Genomic DNA, 21,637 nt, shown 5'->3' on the forward strand with positions numbered 1-21,637 from the left:
TTCACGCGCGGGCGCGCGGTCGCATCGGCCTCGCCGCACCCGCGGCGCGCGCCGAGATGACAGAAGCGGGAAAATTGCCAAGCGCCTGCGCGAGCAGCAGATCGTTGCCCGCAAGACCCGGCACGTGGTAGCCCGTGACGTCGATGGTGGCGTCGAAGCCATCGAGCATCGGCCATTCGCGTCCTGCTTGCGTGAAGGGTGCGAACTGGCGCCCGACCACGACGATCGCCGCGGCGCGGCCGTGGCGGCGGGCAAAGGCCACGACAAGGTCGGCGTGCGCGCCCCGAACCTGAAGCGGCTGGTAATCGCCTCGCGCGAAGACGTCAGGGAGTTCGTTGCGCAGCTTGAGGAGGTGGCGCGTCCAGGCCAGCTTGAGCTGGCCATCCGGCCAGCTCTTGATCAGATCATTCCAGTCCGGATTGTCCAGCATGCCAAGCGCCGCGTGCCGCGCGGAAAAATCCACCGGGCGTCGGTTGTCGGGATCGACCAGCGACAGGTCCCAGAATTCGGTGCCCTGGTAGAAGTCGGGCACGCCCGGCAATGTCGCCTTGAGCGTGAGCTGGCTCAGCGCGTTCAGCGCGCCGAGCAGCGCGACGCGGCGTGCCAGGGTTTGCAGCGCCTCCAGGAATTCGCCGGATTGCGCGGGATCGAGGACCTTCGCGATGAAGCTCGTTACGCCGTTCTCATAGGCCTCATGCGGGTTGAGCCAGCTCGTCTCCTCCTTGCCCTCGCGCGCGGCTTTGAGCGCATAGGCCTGGATGCGCTCGACGAAACCGGCGTCCGCCGACTCCCGGAGCGACCAGGCGCCGAGCAGGGTCTGGTAGAGCATGTATTCGAATGTCGCCGACGGGGCACGCAGATTGCCGTCGAGCGCAATGTGCGGTGCGTTCAGGACCTTCCAGCGGGCCACCGCGCTGGTCCATTCGCCGGGAATTTCACTCAGGGCCGCGATCCGCGCGCGGGCGTCCTCGCCGCGTTTCGTGTCATGGGTGGCGGTCGCCGTCATTCCTTGCGGCCATTCCCTGGCGCGGGCCTGCATGATCTCGTGGAAAGCGGGAACGGTGAGGCCGCTGCTCGCGGGATCACCGCCGACCTCGTTCAGGGCGAGCAGCCGGTGGAATTGATAGAACGCGGTGTCCTCCAGCGACTTCGCCATCATTGGCCCGGTAAACTGCTGCACCTTCAGCGCAAAGCGGCGCACCCGCGGGGCGCTGTGCGGTGGGCGGCCACGCTTGAGCAGGTCCATGGTGAGCGCGTCGCGCAGGAAGTCGAAGATGCCTTCGTCCGCGGCGAACCATTGGGCGCGAGCGCGTGCGATGGTGTCGTCGATCAGCTTGCGATCGTTCGCCGCTGGCGCGCTCGTCGTCAGATAGGTCCGGTACACCGGGAAATGCAGCACATAAAGCTCGAGCGCCTGCCGCAGGCTGTCGGCTGAAAAGTCGCGGGTCGAGTAATGCCCGTTGGCGATGCGCGCAAGCAGGCGGGTCAGAACCGTGAATTCGCTGGTCAGCAGCGTCTCCAGCACGCGCCTTTTGGCGTCCTTGACGTAAGGCGCGAGCCGCGGCGGCCGGTTGCTGATCTGCCGCCAGGTTTCGTCCAAAGCCTCCAGCCCCTTGGCGTCGACCAGAACGTGAGTGATGGCGTTCATCCACTCATAGCCGGTGGTGCCCTGGACGCCGGCGAAGTGCGGCAGACGCTCGTGCTCGCACAGGATCTTCTCGATCACCGTATAGAACGGCTTCGTCGTGCCCTGCGCGTCGCGCACCAGCCGGCGCAGCCGCTGACAGTATTGCGCGGGGTCGCGCAGGCCGTCGATGTGATCGAGGCGGATGCCCTGCAGTCTGCCCTCGGCAATGAGTTGCTTCACCAGCCGGTGCGTGGCGGCGAACGTGCCGGGGTCCTCGACGCGCAGGCCGGCGAGCCCGTTGACGTCGAAGAAGCGGCGATAGTTGATCTCGCTGGAGGCAAGCCGCCAGTGCCCGAGCTTGTAGTGCTGGCGTTCCAGCAGGTGATGCAGCGCCAGCGTCTGCGCGGGACGGTCCTTGGCGGCGCGATAGGCGCCGAGGCCGCGCGCGACGAGGTCGGCGCTGCCTGCGATCTCCCTAAGCTCTGCCTTGAAGCCGGGCGCTTCCTTGCGGTTGGGGCGGCGCAGTCCCGTGTACCGCGCGGCAAGCGACAGCAGGCGCTTGCCGGCTTCGCTCTCGGCCGCGTCCGCCTCCTTCACGATCATGCGCAGCATTTCGCCATAGCGCTCCGGCGCGATCGGCAGGCGGTGCTCGAAATACCAGGCCGAGAAGCTGCCTTCGTCGGAATCGTAGCGCAGCTCGATCTCGCCGCGCTCAAGTGCTTCGCCATAGGAGGCGCCGAGGATCGGCAGCAGCACGCCGTCGCGGGCGCGGTAGGGCAGCAGATCCCAGTCGATGTCGAAGGAAACTGCGTGCGGCGAAGTCTGGCCCCATTCCAGCACGTCCAGCCACCAGGGATTGTCGGCAAAGTGGACGCCGACATGGTTCGGCACGAAATCGATGATGAGACCTAGGTCGTTCTGCGTCAGCGCCTCGCTCAGTCGCGCGAAGCCGGCCTCGCCGCCGAGCTCCGGATTAAGCTGGCTGTGATCGACGGTGTCATAGCCGTGCGTCGAGCCCTTGCGGGCCTTCATCACCGGCGAGGTGTAGAGATGCGTGATCCCCAGCGCCTTTAGATAGGGTACCACCGCGGCGGCCTTGTCGAAGTCGAAATCCGCGGTGAGCTGAAGCCGGTAGGTTGCGAGAGGAATGGCTGGAGGCATCTCACCCTCCGAGACGCCAGACCACCGACCAAGGCGGAAGCTTGTCGCCGGCCGCGCCGCCCCAGATCGGGGTGCCCGCACTGCCGTTGGAGTATGCGATGTCTTTGTCGGACAGATTGGCGACCAGACGCAACGTCGCGCCATCTCCCATGCGCCAATGTGCGGTGAGCAGGCCGCTATCGGCTACGGCGGCATCACCGAAGCGCGCATCTTTCAGCCGTGGCGCGATCTCTTTGTGACGAAGCGCGAGCAGCTCCCGCACCAGCGCGAGACGTGCGTCCTGTTCCGGCGTGTGGCCGGTCCAGTCGAGCACGGCCGCTTGCAGCGTTGCCGGATCGAGCGGGTCGGGCACCTCGTCGCCGTATTTTTTGTAAGCCCAGGCGTACTCCTGCTTGCGCCCCGCGCGTACGGCATCGGCAAGGCTGCCCTGGAAATCGCAGAAGAACGGGAAGGGCGCGGTGCAGCCCCACTCCTCGCCCTGAAACAGCATCGGCACCATCGGCGCGAGCAAGGTCACCGCGAGTGCGGCTTCGATCTGCCTGGGCGATGCCAGGCTCTCGAGTCGTTCGCCCAGCGGCCTGTTGCCGATCTGGTCATGGTTTTGCAGGAAGTTGACGAAGGTCGCCGGCGGCAGCTCGCCGCTTTTTTCGCCGCGCGGCTTCTTGCCCCAGAATTCCGAGATTTCGCCCTGATAGACGAAGCCGGATGCAAGCGCGCGTGCGAGATCGAGGCGCGGCGTTTGATAGTCCGCGTAATAGCCGGCGAGCTCACCAGTCAGCATCACGTGCCAGACGTGGTGGTAGTCGTCGTTCCACTGTCCGCGATATTTGCCGTTCGGGGGTTCCTGCGCGGCGTCGAGCAGGCTCGCGCGGTTGTCGCCGTTCTCCAGCACGACATGGATGTGCCGCCCCGTTGCCTTGGCAAGCTCGCCTGCGGCGATGCTGAGATCTTGCAGCATCGATTGCTCACCGGGGGGGGCCATGATGTGATTGGCGGCATCGAGCCTCAGGCCGTCGAAGCGGTAGTCGGTGAGCCATGACAGTGCGTTCTCGACGGCGAAAGCGCGAACCTGCGGCACGCGATAATCGATCGCACTGCCCCATGGCGTGTGCGCATCGGTGAAGAAGGCCGGCGCATAGCGGCCGAGGTAATTCCCCTCGGGACCGAAATGATTGTAGACGACGTCGAGTAATACCATCAGCCCGCGCAGATGTGCTTCGTCGATCAGCGTCTTCAAATCATCGGGGCGGCCATAGGCGCTGTCGGGTGCGTACCACAGCACGCCGTCATAACCCCAGCCGCGGCGGCCGGCGAAATCGGCCAGCGGCATCAGCTCGACCGCGGTGATCCCGGTTGCGACGAGATGATCGAGCTTGTCGATCATGGCACGATAGGTGCCTTCAGCAGTGAAGGTGCCGACATGCGTCTCGATCAGCACAGTCTCCTCCCAGGGGCGGCCGCGCCAATCGCGCGCGCGCCAGGCGAAGGCATCGTGATCGATCACTTCGCTCGGGCCGTACACGTCTTCGGGCTGGAATGCAGACGCCGGATCGGGCACGTCGATCTCGTCGTCGATCCTGAATTTGTAGGTGCTGCCAACGGCCAGGCCGACAATGTCGGCGACATACCAGCCATCCTGCCGGCGCTGCATCGCGTGTCGTCCGTCGAGCAGGAGATCGACACGGCGCGCGGCGGGCGCCCACAGCCGGAACGACACGCCGTCCTTGGTCAGCCTCGCCCCGAAGGATGGCCTCATAGCGCCCCCGCGAAAGCGAGCACGGAGCGCGGCGGCGCCTTGCTGGCGCTTCCGGGCTGGAAGTCGATCGTGTTCAGCTTGGCCTCGGTCGTGTTCAGGATCTGCTGCCAGCTCTTGTATTCGGTCATTTTTGGCAATTTGAATGCGATCTCTTCGGGGGCGGCGTTCAGTACGATAAAGATCGCGGCGCTGCGCGGTTCCATCGGCCCCATCACATAGGAAAGAAACCGCCCTTCCGGGAATTTCCAGTCGCTTTCCGTCATTTCGTCGCCGGCCGGCGTCAGCCACAGCGCGCCGTAGGAGATGCCATCTTTAGGGCGGCCGTCGAGCCAGCGATGGCTACGAAGCTGCGAGAACCGGCGGCGGATATCGGCGAGTTCGGCGACGAAATCGACCATGCCGTCGCCGTCCTTGCCGAGATTGTCCCAGCCGACCCAGCCGACCTCGTTGTCCTGGCAATAGGCGTTGTTGTTGCCCGATTGCGAATTGCCGACCTCGTCGCCGGCGAGGATCAGCGGAATGCCCTGCGCCAGCATCAGGCAGGCCAGCACGTTCTTGCGAAGCTGCCGGCGCAAGCTGAGGATTTGGGGATCGTCGGTCGGGCCCTCGACACCGCAATTGTTGCTATGGTTGTCGTTGGAGCCGTCGCGGTTGTCCTCGCCATTGGCCTCGTTGTGCTTCTCATTGTAGCTGAAGAGATCGGCAAGCGTGAAACCGTCATGGACGGTGATGTGGTTGATGCTGGCGCGCGGCCGCCGTCCGTCGTGGTTGAACAAGTCGGAGGACGCCGTCATGCGGCTGGAGATGTCGCCGATCAGGCTGCCTTCGCCGCTCCAGTAGCGGCGCATGGCGCTGCGGTAACGGTCGTTCCACTCCGACCATTGCGAGGGAAATGCACCGACCTGGTAGCCGCCGAGGCCGAGATCCCAGGGTTCGGCGACGAGCTTGACGCTCGCCAGCACCGGATCCTGCCGGATCGCGGTGAGGAATGAGCTGCCGCGATCATAACCGTTCGGCCCGCGCGCCAGCGTGGTGGCGAGGTCGAAACGGAAGCCGTCGACGTGGCAGACCTCGACCCAGTAGCGCAAGGAATCCATCACCATCTGCAGCACGCGCGGGTGGGTGAGGTTGACCGACGAGCCGCAGCCGGTGAAATCGTCGTAATAGCGCGGGTTTTCGCGGTTCAGCCAGTAATAGGAGGCGTTGTCGATGCCGCGATAGCACAGCGTCGGGCCGAGGTGATTGCCCTCGGCAGTGTGGTTGTAGACGACGTCGAGCATCACCTCGATGCCGGCATCGTGCAGGCGTGCAATCGTGGTGCGAAATGAGTCGAGCGCGTTGTCCTGGGCATAGCGTGCCTCGGGCGCGAAAAAGGACAGCGTGTTGTAGCCCCAGTAATTGGCTAGCTTCTTCTCCACCAGGATGCGGTCGTCGATGAACGCGTGGATCGGCAGGAGCTCGACCGTGGTGACGCCGAGCTTCTTCAGATGCTCGATCATCGCCGGCGACGACAGCCCGCCATAGGTGCCGCGCAAATTCGGCGGAACGTCGTTGCGCTTCTGCGTCAGGCCCTTGATGTGAGCCTCGTAGATGATGGTATCTTCCCAGGGGATGTTGGGCCGGATCTCGCGGCGGCCCCAGTTGAAGGTCTCGTCGACCACGACGCCCTTCGGCATGCCGCGCGCGTTGTCGCGCCGGTCGAAGGAGAGATCTTCACGCGGGCTTCCGGTGCGATAGGCGAAATGCGCGTCACTCCAGACCAGCCGCCCGGAAAGCCGCTTGGCATAGGGGTCGAGCAGCAGCTTGTTGGCGTTGAAGCGATGCCCCTGCTCGGGCTCGTAGGGGCCATGCACGCGATAACCGTAGAGCTGGCCGGGCGAAACGTCGTTGAGATAGCCGTGCCAGACGTCCTCGGTGCGCTCCGGCAGTTCGATGCGCTCGAGTTCGCGGCGGCCTTGCGTGTCGAACAGGCACAGCTCGACCTTCTGCGCGTTGGCGGAGAACAGCGCGAAATTGGTGCCGCGTCCGTCCCAGCTTGCGCCGAGGCGTGCGGGCGATCCAGCAGTCAGGCGCATCGTTCAGCTTTCCGGAACGAGGAAGATCCCGGCGAGCGGCGGAATGGTGAGGCGGAGCTCGCCATCGACAGCATGGACTTCGCCGATGTTGCCGACATTACTGCCGCCGTAGTGGGCGGAGTCCGAGTTGAACACTTCCTTCCACTTGCCGCCGAAGGGCGCGCGAACGCGGTAGTTGCGATAGACGTTGGGTGAGAAGTTGACGATCACCATGCACCGGGCGTGCTCGTCAAATCCCTTGCGCAGCCAAGCGAACACGTTGCGGTTGGCGTCGTCGGTGATCAGCCATTCGAAACCGGCCGGCTCGCAGTCCATCTGGTGCAGAGCGGGCACCGCGCGATAGAGCCGGTTGAGGTCGCGGATCAGCGCCTGGATGCCGGAATGAGTCTTGTGCTCGAGCAAGTGCCAGTCGAGCGATTGGTCGTGATTCCATTCGCGGCTTTGCGCGATCTCGGCACCCATGAACAGCAGCTTCTTGCCGGGATGGCCGAACATGAAGCTGTAATAGGCGCGCAGATTCGCAAAGCGCTGCCATTCGTCGCCGGGCATGCGGCCCAGGATCGAGCGCTTGCCGTGCACGACCTCGTCATGCGACAGCGGCAGGACGAAGTTTTCCGAGAAGGCATAGTGCAGGCCGAACAGAATGTCGCCGTGATGATGCTTGCGGTGGATCGGATCCTTGCTGATGTAGTTCAGCGTGTCGTGCATCCAACCCATGTTCCACTTGTAGCCGAAGCCGAGCCCGCCGAATTCGACCGGGCGCGAGACCTGCGGCCATGCGGTGGACTCTTCGGCGGCCGTGGTCGCCTGCGGGAAACGCGCGAACAGCTCGGTGTTGAAGCGGCGCAGGAACGCGATCGCCTCGATGTTCTCCCGGCCGCCATGCTGATTCGGAATCCACGCGCCGGGCGGGCGGCTGTAGTCGAGGTAGAGCATGGATGCGACCGCATCGACGCGTAGTCCATCGATAGCGTAACGCTCGAGCCAGAACAGCGCGTTCGACACCAGGAAGTTCGTCACTTCGGTGCGGCCGTAATTGTAGATCAGCGTGCCCCAATCGAGGTGACGGCCTTGGAGCGGATTGGCGTGCTCGTACAGCGCTGTGCCGTCAAAACTGCCGAGCCCGTGCGGATCGTCCGGGAAGTGGCCAGGCACCCAGTCGAGCAGCACGCCGACGCCCTCGCGGTGGCAGGCATCGACCAGTGCGGCAAAATCCTCCGGCGTGCCGAAGCGGCTGGTCGGCGCATACAGGCCGGTCGGCTGGTAGCCCCATGAGCCGTCGAAAGGATGCTCGCTGACGGGGAGAAATTCGAGATGAGTGAAGCCCATGTCACGGGCGTAGGCCGGCAGCTGCTCGGCCAGCTCCCGGTAGGTCAGCCATTCATCTCCGTTCTTGCGCCGCCACGAGCCGAGATGGACCTCGTAGATCGACATCGGCGCCGACAATGCGTTGATGCCGTCGGGTGCCGGTCGCGGCCGCGGCAGATGCGCCTCGTCGAACACGATGGAAGCGGTCTTCGGCCGCACCTCGCTTGCAAACGCCATCGGATCGGACTTCAGCGGGAGTAGATGGCCATGGGGTCCGATAATTTCGAACTTGTAGTGGTCGCCGGCCTTGGCGTGCGGGATGAATAACTCCCAATAACCTGCGCCGCGCACCCGCATCGGATGGCGCCGCCCGTCCCAGAAATTGAAATCGCCGACCACGGAGACGCGCCGTGCATTCGGCGCCAGCACTACGAAGCCGATGCCATCGATATCTTCGAGCCGCATCGGATGCGCGCCGAGCTTGTCGTAAAGGCGCTGGTGGGTGCCTTCGCCGAGCAGATAGAGATCGAAATCGGACAGGATCGGCGGAAAGCGGTAGGCGTCCTCGAATTCGACGACGCTGTCGCCGAATTTGACGCGGAGCTGGTAGTGCTTCGAGCCATTCGGCAGGCTGCCGATGAACAGGCCGGCATCGTGGACGCGGTCGAGCCGGGCCACCTCGCCATGCTCGCTGACCGCCTCGACGTTGGAAGCTTCGGGGAGAAACGCGCGCACAACACTCTTGCCGCCCTCGGGATGCAGCCCGAGATAGTGGAAGGGGTCGGAGTGGCGGCCCTCGATGATCGCATAGGCCTCGGCAGGGAGTTTAGGCATGGGCTTCGCTCTCGGTGCTGGACAGAATGCGAAGCAGTCCGGACAGCGGCGCATGGAGCCCCTCAGGCCGGTGGGACAGCTCGTACTCTACTTCGTCGAACGCTTGATCAAGCAGGAAAAAACTTAACAGGCCTGCCGCGGATTGCCGATCCACTGGCCACAGCCGCCGATCCGTCGTGGCCTCGCGGTAGGCGTTGAGGAACGTCGCAGTGGCGCGCTCGCGCCATTCGCCGAGCGCGGCCGTAAGCCGGCCCTGCTCGTCGGAGGCGCCCGTGAGCGCGCGGTTGAGCGCCGCGTTAACCGAAAGATCAATCGAGCGGATCAGGCCGGCGACGTCGCGCGCGGCAGGCAGCTTGCGCCGCTTGTCGGCCAGCGGCAAACGCGGATCTCCGTCGAAGTCGATGATGAAGATATCGTCCTTTACGATCAGCGTTTGCCCGAGGCGGAAGTCGCCATGATGACGGATGTTCAACCCGCCGATCTCGGAAGGCAATAGCGCATTCAGCCGGCCGGACAGGGACGCACGCATCGCCACGAGCTGATCGATCAGCGGCCGGTCCGCCTCTCGCAGGCCGCCGCGAGTGTCGGCCAGCCGCTCGAGAACGCGCTCGGCCCGTCTCGTCAGGTCGGATGTCCAGCGCTCGACGTGTGCGGAGCCGATCAGCTCCGGCGCGAGATCGTCGGGCTTTGCGGCCGCCAGAGCCACATGCAGCTCGGCGAGCCGCCGGCCGATCTGCGCTATGAAGTGCAGATATGGCGCTTGCTCCTGGGTCTCGCGGAGCATCTCGCCCGGTGGCAGCACCCTTTGCTCGTCGATATAGCGGTCGAGATAGCCCGCGGTGACGGCCCAGCCATCGCCTTGGTTCTCGACATAGGCGTGCAGCACGCCGACCGCGCTGCGACTATCGCCTTCGACCAGCTCGACGTTGCCGAGCAGTGCCGGCGTATTGGCAAAGCGGGCGATTTCGGTGAGGTAGGAGCCGATCTCGATTTCGGGATTGATGCCGCTTTCAAGCCGGCGATAGATCTTGGCGACATACTGGTTGTCGACCAGTGCGGTGCTGTTCGACTGCTCGACCGTGCGGATGCGTTCTGGCTCCTTGATGGTGTAGTCGGCAAACCTGCTGGTCGCCTTGAACTCCAGCCGCAGATTGTTCTCTTCCACCACCAGGTTCTGCGACAGATTGCGCAGGAACAGACCGATGAAGATCTGCTCTGTCGCAACGTCGAGCAGCGTGCCTTCGCGGGCACCCTGGCGCACGGCGGCGAGCGCCTTCGGGTTGAAGCGTTCGCGATCGAAGCGCACCCACTCAATCTGCATCGGTACGACGTAGCGGGTGGTCACATCGTGTCGGGTCGCTTCGAAGAACGCGATCCAGGGCCTGTTGTCGCCGATGTCGCAGAACGGCACCGCCGATGTCAGCGTGGGCTTGATGTGCTTGGGATTGTTTTCTGGATACCACCGCGTCCGTGACAGGAAGCCCGGCAGCACATCGCGCTCGAACATTCCGCGTTCGCGTGCCAGAGAGACCCAGGTCGAATTGACAGGCACCACCAGCGTTTCGAATTCCGGCACCGCGCGCGGCGTCACCGGCTCGGACTTGTCGCGCTCGGTGAGCTGGAACCAGTAGAAGCCATAGGGCCCCAGCGTGACCATGTAGGGCAGTTCGCCGATCGCCGGAAAACGCGTGCGGCCGAGCATCTCCTGCGGGATGCGGTCCTTCCACGGCGACAGATCGAGCTCGGTTGCCTGCGCGGCGCGCGAGAGGTTCGCGACGCAGAGGATCACCTCGTCGCGGTACTGCCGGACATAGGCCAGCACAGCGCGGTTGGTCGGGCGGATGAAGGTCATGGTCCCGCGGCCGAAGGCGAGCGTGGACTTGCGCACCGAGATCAACCGTTTGGTGGCGTTGAGCTGCGACGAAAGGCTGCGCGACTGCGCTTCCACGTTCACGGACTCATAGCCATAGACGGGATCCATGATCGGCGGCGCGTAAAGGCGGGCCGGATCAGCGCGTGAGAAGCCGCCATTGCGGTCCGGGCTCCACTGCATCGGCGTGCGCACGCCGTTGCGGTCGCCGAGATAGATGTTGTCGCCCATCCCGATCTCGTCGCCGTAATAGATGATCGGCGTACCAGGGAAGGACAACAGCAGCGAGTTCATCAGCTCGATCTTGCGCCGGTCGTTGTCCATCAGCGGCGCAAGGCGCCGGCGGATGCCGACATTGATGCGGGCGCGCGGATCATTGGCGTAGGTCGACCACAGATAATCGCGTTCGACGTCGGTGACCATTTCCAGCGTCAGCTCGTCATGGTTTCGCAGGAACAGCGCCCACTGGCAGCTTGAGGGAATGTCCGGCGTCTGTCGCAGTATGTCTGTGATCGGAAAGCGGTCTTCTTGCGCGATCGCCATGTAGATGCGCGGCATCAGCGGGAAGTGGTAGGCCATGTGGCATTCGTCGCCACGTCCGAAATATTCCTGCACGTCCTCCGGCCATTGATTGGCCTCGGCCAGCAGCAACTTGCCCTTGGAATAGGCGTCCAATTCCTTGCGCAGGCGCTTGATGATTGAATGCGTCTCGGGAAGGTTCTCGTTCGAGGTGCCCTCGCGCTCGCAGAGATAGGGGATGGCATCGAGCCGGAAGCCGTCGACGCCGGCATCGAGCCAGCGCTTCATCACCTGGATGAGCGCGCTGACGACGCGCGGATTGTCGAAATTGAGATCCGGCTGGTGCGAGAAGAAGCGGTGCCAGTAGAACGCGCCGGCTTCGGGATCCCAGGTCCAGTTGGACTTCTCGGTATCGGTGAAAATGATCCGCGTACCTTGGTATTTCTGATCGGTGTCGCTCCAGACATACCAATTGCGGGCGCTCGAGCCTGCCGGGCTGCGGCGCGCACGCTTGAACCAATTGTGCTGGTCCGAGGTGTGGTTGACGACGAGTTCGGTGATGACGCGCAAGCCGCGCTTCTGCGCCTCCTGGATGAAGCGCTTGAAATCTTTCATCGTCCCGAAATCGGGATTGATCGAGCCGTAGTCGCCAATGTCGTAGCCGTCGTCGCGGCCGGGCGAGGGATAGAACGGCAGCAGCCAGAGCGCGGTGACGCCGAGCTCCTGGAGATAGGGCAGCTTCTCGGTCAGCCCGGCGAAGTCGCCGATGCCGTCATTGTTGCTGTCGGCAAACGCCTTGACGTGAAGCTGGTAGATAACGGCGTCCTTGTACCAGAGTTCATCCACGATCCCGGCAGCCTCGGCTTTCTTGGTGTCGACGGAAGACAATACGTTCATGGCGTGCGCCTTTACGCCAGGCAGCGGAACAGCAGCGCCGGATCGCGGTCGGGATCGATACGCAATTTGATCCCGCCCCATTCGATGCGGGACTGTTCGCCGGTGAGGAGATTTTCGAGTCCGGTGACATGGCGGCGCGCGCGGCCGACGTCGATGGCGAGGTCGCCGAGCGGCAACCAGAACTCGCGTGCATTGCGCGAGAGCGCGATCGCGGCAATGACGGTATTGGCGGGATCGGCGGCCTCCTTGGCAAAAGCAATCGTGTCGCCGTCCTCAATGCCGAGGAGGCGCAGGTTCGCCGTCTGCTGAAGGGCTACGTTTTCGTTGCGGATACGATTTAGCTCCGTGATGTACGGCTTAATGTTGCCGGGCTTGTCCCAGTCGCGCTGTCTGATCTGGTATTTCTCGGAGTCGAGATATTCCTCGCGGCCGGGGATCGCGTCGTGCTCCAGCAATTCGAACCCGCTGTAGACGCCGTAACTGCCGGACAATGTCGCGGCCAGCGCGACGCGCGATTTGAACGCCCAGGTCTCGCCGCCCTGGAGATGATATGGCAGCAGGTCGGGCGTGCTCACGAACAGGTTCGGCCGATAGAAGTCACGTTCGGGATAGCGCGTCAGCTCGCCGAGATATTGCTCCAGCTCCCACTTCGCCGTGCGCCACGGGAAATAGCTGAAGGACTGCGCAAAGCCGAGCTTGGCGAGGCCCTTCATCAGCTTCGGTCGCGCGAACGTCTTGGAGAACAGGATCACCTCGGGGTGCCGGCGGCGGATATCGCGGATCAGCCACTCCCAGAAAGCAAGCGGCGCGGTGTCGTGATTGTCGATGGCAAAGATGGTGACACCGTGGTCGATCCAGAACAGCATGGCGTCGCGAAACGCGTTCCACAGTCCGGCCCGATCGACGGACGTGAAATCGGGGATGACGATATCGGAATAGGGCCCCTCAGCCGTCCGCACCGAGCGGTCCGGCCGCCATTTGAACCATTCCGGATGTTGCGTCAGCCAGGGATGGTCCGGCGAGCATTGCACGGCGAAGTCGAGCGCGAGCTCGAGGCCGTATTCCAGGCAGGTCGCGACCAGCGCGCGGAAATCCTCGATCGTGCCGAGCTCCGGATGCAGCGCATCGTGCCCCCCCTCGATGGTGCCGATCGCATAAGGCGAGCCGGGATCGCCTTCGGTCGCTACCGGCGCGTTGTTGCGGCCCTTGCGGCGGGTGCGGCCAATGGGGTGGATCGGCGTGAAGTAGAGCACGTCGAAGCCCATCGCCGCGATCTCGGGCACCCGCGCGATGCAGTCGCGGAGCGTGCCGTGCCGGCCTGGAATTTGGCTCTGGCTGCGCGGCATCATCTGATACCAGGCGCCAAAGCGCGCCTTGTCGCGGTCGACGATGAGCGGGAAGGGCGCCGAGCGGGTGAGGTCGGGCCGCGATTGGCTCTCGGCCATGGCTTCGCCGAGTTCAGTTGCCAGCAGCGGGGTGACGTCGCCGGTCTGAAGATAGTCCTCGCATTGCCTGACGATGACAGCCGCGGCCTCCTGACGCGCGCCATGCGCCTTGGTCAGAAGGCCGGCGCCCTCGATCGCATCGAGGCTGACATCGACACCAGAGCGCTGCTTGCGCGCGACCCCGTGCGACCACGTCGCGAACTCGTCGGTCCAGGCTTCGATCGCATAGACATATTTGCCGGGCTCAACCGGTGTGAACGCGCCGGACCAGCGGTCATTGCCGTGAGGGATCATCGGCTCGCTCCGCCATTCGCGGTCCTGCTCTTGCCGCCAGATCAGCGCTGCGCCGATCACGCCGTCGCCGTCGCGGTAGATGTCGGCCCAGACCTCGACCGGTTCGCGCGCGATCCGCTTCACGGGGAAGCGGCCGCCGTCGATCAAGGGATAGACGTCTTCGATGAGGAAAGCGCTGCCGGCTGCGGCACTCTCGACAGTTTGAATTGTCTTGTTCACGGTGATGCCATTGACAAGAAAGCAGGAGCCCGTTTCCCTTGTCGGGAACCTACGCTTGATACCTATATAGAAAGCCGGTTGGGTGTCATTAGTTCCCTCGGGAACGGCTAGCGCGGTTTGTGAGTTAAGCCTGACTAACGTCTTCCAGTGCCTCGTTAAAATCAATACCCCCGGCCAAAATCTGGCCTGCCAACTGCGTGCCGAATGGATCTTTTAGCTCAAGCCCAGATCAAGGGCGTTCAGTCCGAATTCGTCGATGCCCTCGGAAAGCTGCGGATCACCGATCCCGTGGCCCTCAAATCCATCCTCGACGCCCTGCCGGAGAAGCGGGTCTATCGCTTCGTTAGCGGACCCGTGGTGGTGCGCGCCTTGGGCCATCCGCGCACCGAATTGGTGACGATCGGTGCACCGCCGCTCAAATGGACGATGACCGGCAATGGCAATTTGATCGCGCAAGGCGAGGCGCGCGAGCCCGTGATTGCATGGCCCGCCGGTCTGCCGCTCGGCTATCACCGTCTGACGCTGACCGATGCCGAAGGCGTGAGCGAAGAGGTGCCGATGATCGTGGCGCCCGAGCGGGCCTTTGGCGGCGATTTCGACCGCGGCTGGCTGCTTGCTGTGCAACTCTACAGCGTCCGCTCCGACCGCAATTGGGGCATCGGTGATTTCACTGATCTTGCCGATCTCGTCCGGCTCGCCAAGCAGTTGGGGGCCGACGGGGTCGGGCTTAATCCTCTGCATGTGTTGTTCGACGACCATCCGGCCGATTGCAGCCCCTATTCGCCGAACAGCCGGCTGTTTCTCAATCCGCTCTATATCGATGTCGAGGCAATCCCGGAATTTTCCGGCGATCTCGTCCCCGACGCGGCCGCGACCGCCGCGCGGCTCCGTGAAGGCGATCGTGTGCCCTATGCGGCCATGGCGGCCTTGAAGTGGTTGGCCTTGCGCGCGGCCTTCGACAGCTTTCTGAAAAGCGCCAGCGGTGTCCGCCGCAACCAGTTCGACGCCTTCCGCGCGGCGCGCGCGCCGCTGTTGTCCCGTTTTGCCTGCTTCGAGGTGCTACGCCATCGCTTCACGGCGCCGTGGTGGGAATGGCCGGTGGAATGGCAGCAGCCGGACGAGGCGAAATGCGCCCGACTGCGCAACGGGCCCGACAAACACGACGTCGAGTTCGTTGAATTCGTCCAATGGACCGCCGATAGCCAGTTGCATGCCGCCAAGGAACTGGCCGGCCAACTTGGCATGCGCGTGGGCCTCTATCTCGACGTCGCCGTCGGCGTGCAGTCCAACGGCTTCGATGCCTGGAACGAGCAGATGGCGATCTCGCGCCATCTCGCGGTCGGTGCGCCGCCTGACGTGCTCAACACCGTCGGCCAGGACTGGGGCCTTGCCGGCTTCAATGCTGGTGGCCTGGAGGCTCAGTCCTTCGTGCCGTTCGCCGACATGCTGGCCGCTTCGATGCGGCATGCCGGGGCCATCCGCCTCGATCACGTGCTGGGGCTGAAGCGGCTTTATCTGGTGCCGCGCGGTTTCAAGCCGGATAATGGCGCCTATGTGCAGATGCCGTTCGAGGCGCTGCTTGGCGCCGTGGTGCGTGAAAGCGCGGCGAACAAATGCATCGTGATCGGCGAGGACCTCGGCACCGTGCCGGAAGGATTCCGCGAGACCATGCAGGATTTCGGCATCTGGTCCTATCTCGTCATGATGTTCGAGCGCGACGATGCCGGCCATTTCCGCAACACCGATCACTACCGGCCCAACGCGCTGGTCACGCTGAACACGCATGATCTGTGCACCTATGCCGGCTGGCGCTCCTTCAGCGATCTCAGGATGAAGCTCTCGCTCGGGCTCGAACCCGGCGAGGACGAGAAGGCGCGCTGGGATGCGCTCGGCAAGCTCGACGACATCCTGCGCCAGAACGGCATCAACGCCAACGACCTTTATTCGGTGCTCGCCTTCCTGTCGCGCACGCCGTCGCGGCTGCTCGCAGTGTCGCTGGAGGACCTGCTCGGCGTGATCGATCAGCCCAACATTCCCGGCACGATCGACGAGCATCCGAACTGGCGCCAGCGCCTGCCGGTTGCGCTCGACAAGATCGCCTCGAAGGTCGATCTCGCAGCTTTGAAGGCCGCGACACGGGAACGCTCGTTGCCCGGCGGGCGTTGATTGCTGAGGATTTCCGAAACGCCGTTTTCGAGGCTCGCACGACATTGTCTCAGAGGATCGAGGACTATGCGCTGATCGGCGACTGCGAGACCGCGGCGCTGGTCGGGCGCAACGGTTCGATCGACTGGCTGTGCTGGCCGGCCTTCGATTCCGACGCCTGCTTCGCTGCGATCCTCGGCACGCACAAGAACGGCCGCTGGTTGATCGCACCGGACGAGGACGTCACCGCGACGTCGCGCAGCTATCTCGGCGACACCCTCATCCTCGAGACGCGCTTCGAGACGAAGAGCGGCACCGTTGCGCTGATCGACTTCATGCCGCTGCGCGGCAAGGCCTCCGACATCGTGCGGCTGGTCCGCGGCGTCAGCGGCACGGTGAAGATGCGGATGGAGCTCGTGATCCGCTTCGGCTTCGGTGTCGACATTCCCTGGGTGCGGCGGATTGACCATTCGCTGCTTGCGGTCGCCGGCCAGGACATGACGGTGCTCCGTACGCCGGCAAAGACCCGCGGCGAGGATATGACAACCGTGTCCGACTTCGAGGTAAAAGCCGGCGAGACCGTGCCGTTCGTGCTGACCTACGGTCCCTCGCATCTCGAACCGCCCGCGCCGATCGATCCGGAGGTCGCGCTCCAGGAGACCGAAAAATTCTGGCAGGACTGGTGCAGCAAATGCATCCGCGACGGCGACTATCACGATCTCATTATGCGCTCGCTGATCACGCTGAAGGCGCTGACCTTTGGCCCGACCGGCGGCATCGTCGCCGCGCCCACCACCTCGTTGCCGGAGAAGCTCGGCGGCAGCAGGAATTGGGATTACCGTTTCTGTTGGCTGCGCGATGCCACCTTCACGCTGCTGGCGCTGATGAATTCCGGCTATACCGAGGAAGCGTTGGCCTGGCACAATTGGCTGTTGCGCGCGGCGGCAGGCTCGCCGGCGAACATGCAGATCATGTACGGCATCTGGGGCCAGCGGCGGCTGCTGGAATGGGAGGCGGGCTGGCTGGACGGCTATGAGGGCGGGCGGCCGGTGCGGGTCGGCAATGCCGCGCATGCGCAGCTTCAGCTCGACGTCTATGGCGAGCTGATCGACGCCTTTCATCAGTCACGCATGGCCAAGCTCAAGCTCGACGACGAAACGACCTGGGCGCTGGAATGCAACGTGCTCAATCATCTCGCCGAGGTCTGGGACGAGCCCGACCACGGCATCTGGGAGCGGCGCGGCGAGCCCAGGCACTACGTCTTCTCGAAGGTGATGACCTGGGTCGCCTTCGATCGCGGCATCAAGAGTGCCGAGACTTTTGGCTTCAAGGCGCCGCTTCTGCATTGGCGCGCGTTGCGCGATGCGATCCATCGCGACGTCTGCAACAAGGGATTTGACGCAGAGGAAAACGCCTTCGTCGAATCCTACGGTTCGAAACTGCTCGATGCCAGCGTGCTGCTGTTGCCGGCCGTCGGCTTCCTGCCGCCATCGGACCCGCGCATCCGTGGCACCATGGCGGCTGTCGAGAACCACATGATGCGCGACGGTTTCGTGCTGCGGCACGACCCGCGCGAAGTGCCTGCGGGACAGTCGCCGCTCGAAGGCGCGTTCCTCGCCTGTAGCCTGTGGCTCGCCGACGCCCATGTGCTGTCGGGCGATCTCGACAAGGCGCAGATCTTGTTCGACCGCGTGGTCGGTATCGCGAACGACGTCGGGCTATTGGCCGAGGAGTATGATTCAGGCGCCCGGCGCCAGACCGGCAACTTCCCGCAGGCACTGACCCATATCGCGCTGATCAACACCGCGCACAATCTGTCCGCGGCGAGGCAAGGAAGCGAGAAGCCGGCGGTGCAGCGGTCGAAGCAGTGACTTAAGCGACCCCGTTCCGCGTCAGGATCATCTCCATCGCCTCGGCAAAACCGTCCTGCTCGTTGGTCGCGGTGACGTGGGTGGCCTGGTCCTTGACGCTGTCGGTCGCGTTGCCCATGGCGATCGAGACGCCGCTGACGCGAAACATCGCGAGGTCGTTCTGCATGTCGCCGATGGTGGCGACGGCGTCCGTTGAAATGCCGAGGCGCTTGGCCATGGCTTGCACGAATGTGCCTTTGTCGAAGCCGGGCGGGGTGATGTCGAGATAATATGTTTGCGAACGCACTGCGGTCGCCTCGCTGCCGAGCGCCTTCTGCATCGCCTTCTCGCAAGCTTCTAGGCCGGCTGCATCGGCGCTGGCTCCGACGATCTTGCAGGCGCTCGCAAGGTAGGGCGAGAAGTCCGTCACGATGGTCGGGTCAGAGCGGATGGTGTGCTGCTCATGCGCGACGTATTTACCGCTGGGGTTGTCGATCAGCCATTTGTCGGTGGTGAACAGCCAGATGTCGGCGCCGAAGTCGCGGAGGATTTTTAAGCTTCGCTCGGCCGCGCCGGCCGGGATGAGATGCTGCTCGACCGGCTTCATCTCGGGATCGACGATCGATGAGCCGTTGAACGGGCCGACCGGCAGCCAGAGTGCCAGCGGCTCGATCAGGAAGCGCATGCCGATCGCGGGGCGGCTCGACGTTATCGTGAAACCGATGCCGGCCTGGTGCAGCCGCTGCACCACGGACCTCGCGCGCTCCGTCAGCGTCTTGTCCTTGGTCAGCAGCGTGCCGTCGACGTCGGAGACCACGAGTGAGATTTTCGTCATGGCAGGACCTTGGGGGTTTTGGCCTCAGCGCTTCGCGACGCCCAGTTTCAGCTGCCGTACAACCCCGTCCACGATCGCTTCGACGGATTCGTCGATCGAGACGGTGATGACGTGCTCGCCCGCCTCCGGCGGTTCCAGCGTGCTGAACTGGCTCGTCAGCAGCCCGGGCGGCATGAAGTGCCCCTTGCGTTGCGCGAGACGAGCGGCGATCAGCTCCTTCGTGCCCCTGAGGAAGACAAAGCGCACGTCGTCGCGTCCACGCAGGAGCACGTCACGATAGGTGTGCTTCAGCGCCGAGCAGGCGATGATGATTTGCTCGCCTTTGTCGCAGACCCGCGCGATCTCGTCGGCGATGGCGTTGAGCCAGGGCCAGCGGTCCTCGTCGGTGAGAGGATGGCCAGCCCGCATCTTCTCGACATTGCTGGCGGGGTGAAAGCTGTCGCCGTCCTCGAAGCGCCAGCCGAGGCGCTCGCCGAGCGCGTTTGCAACCGTGCTCTTGCCCGAGCCCGACACGCCCATCACGATCAATGCACAAGGTGCTTCAACGCCCGCCACGAATTCCCTCCGGTAGCGCGGCCTGGTCGACCAGCCAGACGGTCTCACCATTCGAGCGCGCGCGTACAGCCGGCAGAGTCTCGCCATTGAGGAGGCGCGTCAAGATCGGCTGCTTGTCGTGCCCCGCAATCTCGAACAGCATTTCGCGGCAGGATGCCAGCGCGGGCAGGGTGAGGGATACCCGCGGCACGAAAGGCGCGACATTGGCCTTAGGGACCCCGACGACCCAGCGCATGGTCTCCTCGATCGCGGGGTAGCCAGGAAAGAGCGAAGCCGTATGGCCGTCCGGGCCCGCACCCATCAAAACCATGTCGAACAGCGGCCGTGCCGGATCGAGGCTTTCCGCGCCGTAGAAAGACTGCAGCTCGCGCGCATAAGCCGCGGCGCTCTGATCAGGGTTGTCAGCCGCCGTCGGGATCGGGTGAATATGGCCGGGGGACGCATTCCGATCGAGAAAGGTCGCGCGCGCGATCGCCATGTTGTTGAGGGGATCGCTTTCGGGCACGAAGCGCTCGTCACCGATGAACCAGTGCACGCGCTCCCATGGGATCTTGCCGCGCCAGGCATCGCTGCCAAGCAGCTGATAGAGCTTCGTTGGGCTGGAGCCGCCGGTGAGGCAGATCGCGATCCGCCCGAGATTGGCATCGATCCGCGCCATCACCCGCTCGGCCGCGGTCTGCGCCAGCGCCTCGGCGTCCGCCTCGACGATCAGCTTCGGCTGTCCGGCCGCTGCCATCACGAAAACTTCCGCCAGCTTCGGCCGTCGCGACGGAGCAACTCGTCAGCGCAGGCGGGGCCGTCGCTGCCGGCTTGATAGGTCTCGATGCCGTTCGTGCCTGCGTTCTTCCAGGCGTCCAGGAACGGCTGCACCGCTTGCCACCCAGCCTCGATTCCGTCGGCGCGCTGGAACAGGATGTTGTCGCCGATCATGCAGTCGTAGATCAACGTCTCGTAGCCGGTACTGGGATCGGCCCGGAAATAGTCGCCATAGCGAAACTTCATCTCGACGCCGTCGATGGTGATGCTAGGGCCCGGGATCTTGGCGTTGAACTGGAGCTCGATGGTTTCGGTCGGCGCGATGCCGATGGTGAGGAAGTTTTGCGAGAGCCGGTCGACCGCCGTGCCTGAGAACATGGACAGCGGCGCCTGCTTGAACTTGATCGCGACCTCGGTGCGCTTGTGGCCCAGCGCCTTGCCGGTGCGCAAGTAGAACGGCACGCCGGCCCAGCGCCAATTGTCGATCATCAGCTTCAGCGCGACAAAAGTCTCGGTGGTGCTGCCGCGCTTGACGTCCTCGGTCTTGCGATAGTCCGGGATCTCATCGTCGCCGATGCGCCCCGAGAGATATTGCGCGCGCACCGAGCTCTTCAGCGCTTCCTCCTCGCTCGGCTGCTGGATCGAGGTCAAAACCTCGGCCTTTTCCGAGCGCACGGAATGCGCGTCGAAACGGGCCGGCGGCTCCATCGCCACTAGCGACATCAGCTGAAACAGGTGGTTCGGCACCATGTCGCGGAGCGCACCGGTGGCGTCATAGAAGCCGCCGCGATGGCCGACGCCGAGCTTCTCCTCCACCGTGATCTGGATGTGGTCGATATGGTTGCGATTCCAGATCGGCTCGAACATGCCGTTGGCAAAGCGCAGTACCAGGATGTTCTGCACCGTCTCCTTGCCGAGATAGTGATCGATCCGGTAGATCTGGTGCTCCTGCATGATCTTCAGCAGCTCGGCGTTCAGCGCGCGCGCGGAGGCGAGGTCGGTGCCGAACGGCTTTTCGATCACCAGTCGCCGCCAGGTGCCGTTCTCCTTCATCATGCCGGTGCGGCCGAGCTCGCGCGCGGTCGGCGCGAACGCGGCCGGCGGGGTCGCCAGGTAGAACAAGCGGTTGCCGCCGGTGTCTTGCGCGCATTCGAGCGCATCGAGATGTTCGCGCAAGCGATCGAAGGATGGCGGGTCTTTTGGATCCGCTTCGACGAAGCTGACGCGTTCCAGGAGTTTCTTGGCGACGACGTCGTCCACGGAGCGGGTCGCAAACTCACGCAGGCCTTTCATCAGGCTGTCGCGGAGCTCGTCGTCCGACATGGCGTTGCGGCCGACGCCGACGACGCAGAACTTCTCCGGCAACATGTGTTCGGCAGCAAGATTGTAAAGTGACGGCATCACGAGGCGGTGAGTGAGATCACCGGTGACACCAAAAATGACAAAGGCGCAATTTTCCGGCTTGCGCTTTGGCTGCTGGTCTTTTGTCAC

12 protein-coding genes are annotated in these 21,637 nt (G+C 64.1%); 2 read left to right on the plus strand and 10 right to left on the minus strand.

Translation table 11 applies throughout. The features are described 5' to 3' along the window. Window position 1 precedes the first annotated feature (1 nt). Genes treY through ABIB00_RS21585 form a run of 6 tightly spaced genes read right to left on the minus strand, consistent with a single transcriptional unit; the run spans window position 2 to window position 14,005 of the window. The gene (treY, locus tag ABIB00_RS21560) at window positions 2–2,788 is read right to left on the minus strand and encodes a malto-oligosyltrehalose synthase (protein WP_354105767.1); all 2,787 of its coding nucleotides are present in this window, start codon (window positions 2,786–2,788) and stop codon (window positions 2–4) included. A gap of 1 nt (window position 2,789) precedes the next feature. Beyond that, a complete protein-coding gene (treZ, locus tag ABIB00_RS21565; protein ID WP_354105768.1) occupies window positions 2,790–4,544 on the minus strand; it encodes a malto-oligosyltrehalose trehalohydrolase in 1,755 nt (584 codons plus the stop codon). Next, window positions 4,541–6,619: a glycogen debranching protein GlgX gene (gene glgX, locus ABIB00_RS21570; protein WP_247442818.1), complete on the minus strand. Its 2,079-nt coding sequence runs from the start codon at window positions 6,617–6,619 to the stop codon at window positions 4,541–4,543. The genes treZ and glgX overlap by 4 nt, the downstream gene beginning before the upstream one ends. 3 nt (window positions 6,620–6,622) lie before the next feature. Then, window positions 6,623–8,761 carry a 1,4-alpha-glucan branching protein GlgB gene (gene glgB, locus ABIB00_RS21575; protein WP_247442816.1) on the minus strand — a complete coding sequence of 713 codons (2,139 nt, stop codon included), beginning with the start codon at window positions 8,759–8,761 and terminating at the stop codon, window positions 6,623–6,625. Continuing rightward, window positions 8,754–12,047 (minus strand): maltose alpha-D-glucosyltransferase, encoded by a 3,294-nt coding sequence (gene treS / locus ABIB00_RS21580; RefSeq protein ID WP_354105769.1) that lies wholly within the window; start codon window positions 12,045–12,047, stop codon window positions 8,754–8,756. Before treS ends, glgB begins: the two co-directional genes overlap by 8 nt. A gap of 11 nt (window positions 12,048–12,058) precedes the next feature. Next, entirely contained in the window at window positions 12,059–14,005 is a 1,947-nt protein-coding gene (locus tag ABIB00_RS21585) for a maltotransferase domain-containing protein (RefSeq protein WP_354105770.1), read from the minus strand. A gap of 204 nt (window positions 14,006–14,209) precedes the next feature. On the opposite strand from ABIB00_RS21585, the gene malQ reads away from it, so the two are divergent. Both malQ and ABIB00_RS21595 read left to right on the plus strand, forming a co-directional pair. Beyond that, window positions 14,210–16,171 carry a 4-alpha-glucanotransferase gene (gene malQ, locus ABIB00_RS21590; protein WP_247442802.1) on the plus strand — a complete coding sequence of 654 codons (1,962 nt, stop codon included), beginning with the start codon at window positions 14,210–14,212 and terminating at the stop codon, window positions 16,169–16,171. Window positions 16,172–16,215: 44 nt separating this feature from the next. Further along, window positions 16,216–18,021, plus strand: a complete 1,806-nt coding sequence (locus ABIB00_RS21595; RefSeq protein ID WP_354105771.1) for a glycoside hydrolase family 15 protein — start codon at window positions 16,216–16,218, stop codon at window positions 18,019–18,021. 1 nt (window position 18,022) lies between these two features. Here the strand turns inward: ABIB00_RS21595 and ABIB00_RS21600 are convergent, their stop codons facing one another. The 4 genes from ABIB00_RS21600 to zwf are packed head-to-tail and all read right to left on the minus strand — an operon-like array spanning window position 18,023 to window position 21,637. Beyond that, the gene (locus ABIB00_RS21600) at window positions 18,023–18,835 is read right to left on the minus strand and encodes an HAD family hydrolase (RefSeq protein ID WP_354105772.1); all 813 of its coding nucleotides are present in this window, start codon (window positions 18,833–18,835) and stop codon (window positions 18,023–18,025) included. A 24-nt stretch (window positions 18,836–18,859) separates the two neighbouring features. After that, window positions 18,860–19,390 (minus strand): gluconokinase, encoded by a 531-nt coding sequence (locus ABIB00_RS21605; RefSeq protein WP_247442798.1) that lies wholly within the window; start codon window positions 19,388–19,390, stop codon window positions 18,860–18,862. Continuing rightward, a complete protein-coding gene (gene pgl, locus ABIB00_RS21610; RefSeq protein WP_354105788.1) occupies window positions 19,377–20,126 on the minus strand; it encodes a 6-phosphogluconolactonase in 750 nt (249 codons plus the stop codon). Before pgl ends, ABIB00_RS21605 begins: the two co-directional genes overlap by 14 nt. Continuing rightward, a complete protein-coding gene (zwf, locus tag ABIB00_RS21615; protein WP_354105773.1) occupies window positions 20,126–21,637 on the minus strand; it encodes a glucose-6-phosphate dehydrogenase in 1,512 nt (503 codons plus the stop codon). Before zwf ends, pgl begins: the two co-directional genes overlap by 1 nt.

This window comes from Bradyrhizobium sp. LB14.3 (genome assembly GCF_040547985.1).
Taxonomy (GTDB): Bacteria; Pseudomonadota; Alphaproteobacteria; order Rhizobiales; family Xanthobacteraceae; genus Bradyrhizobium.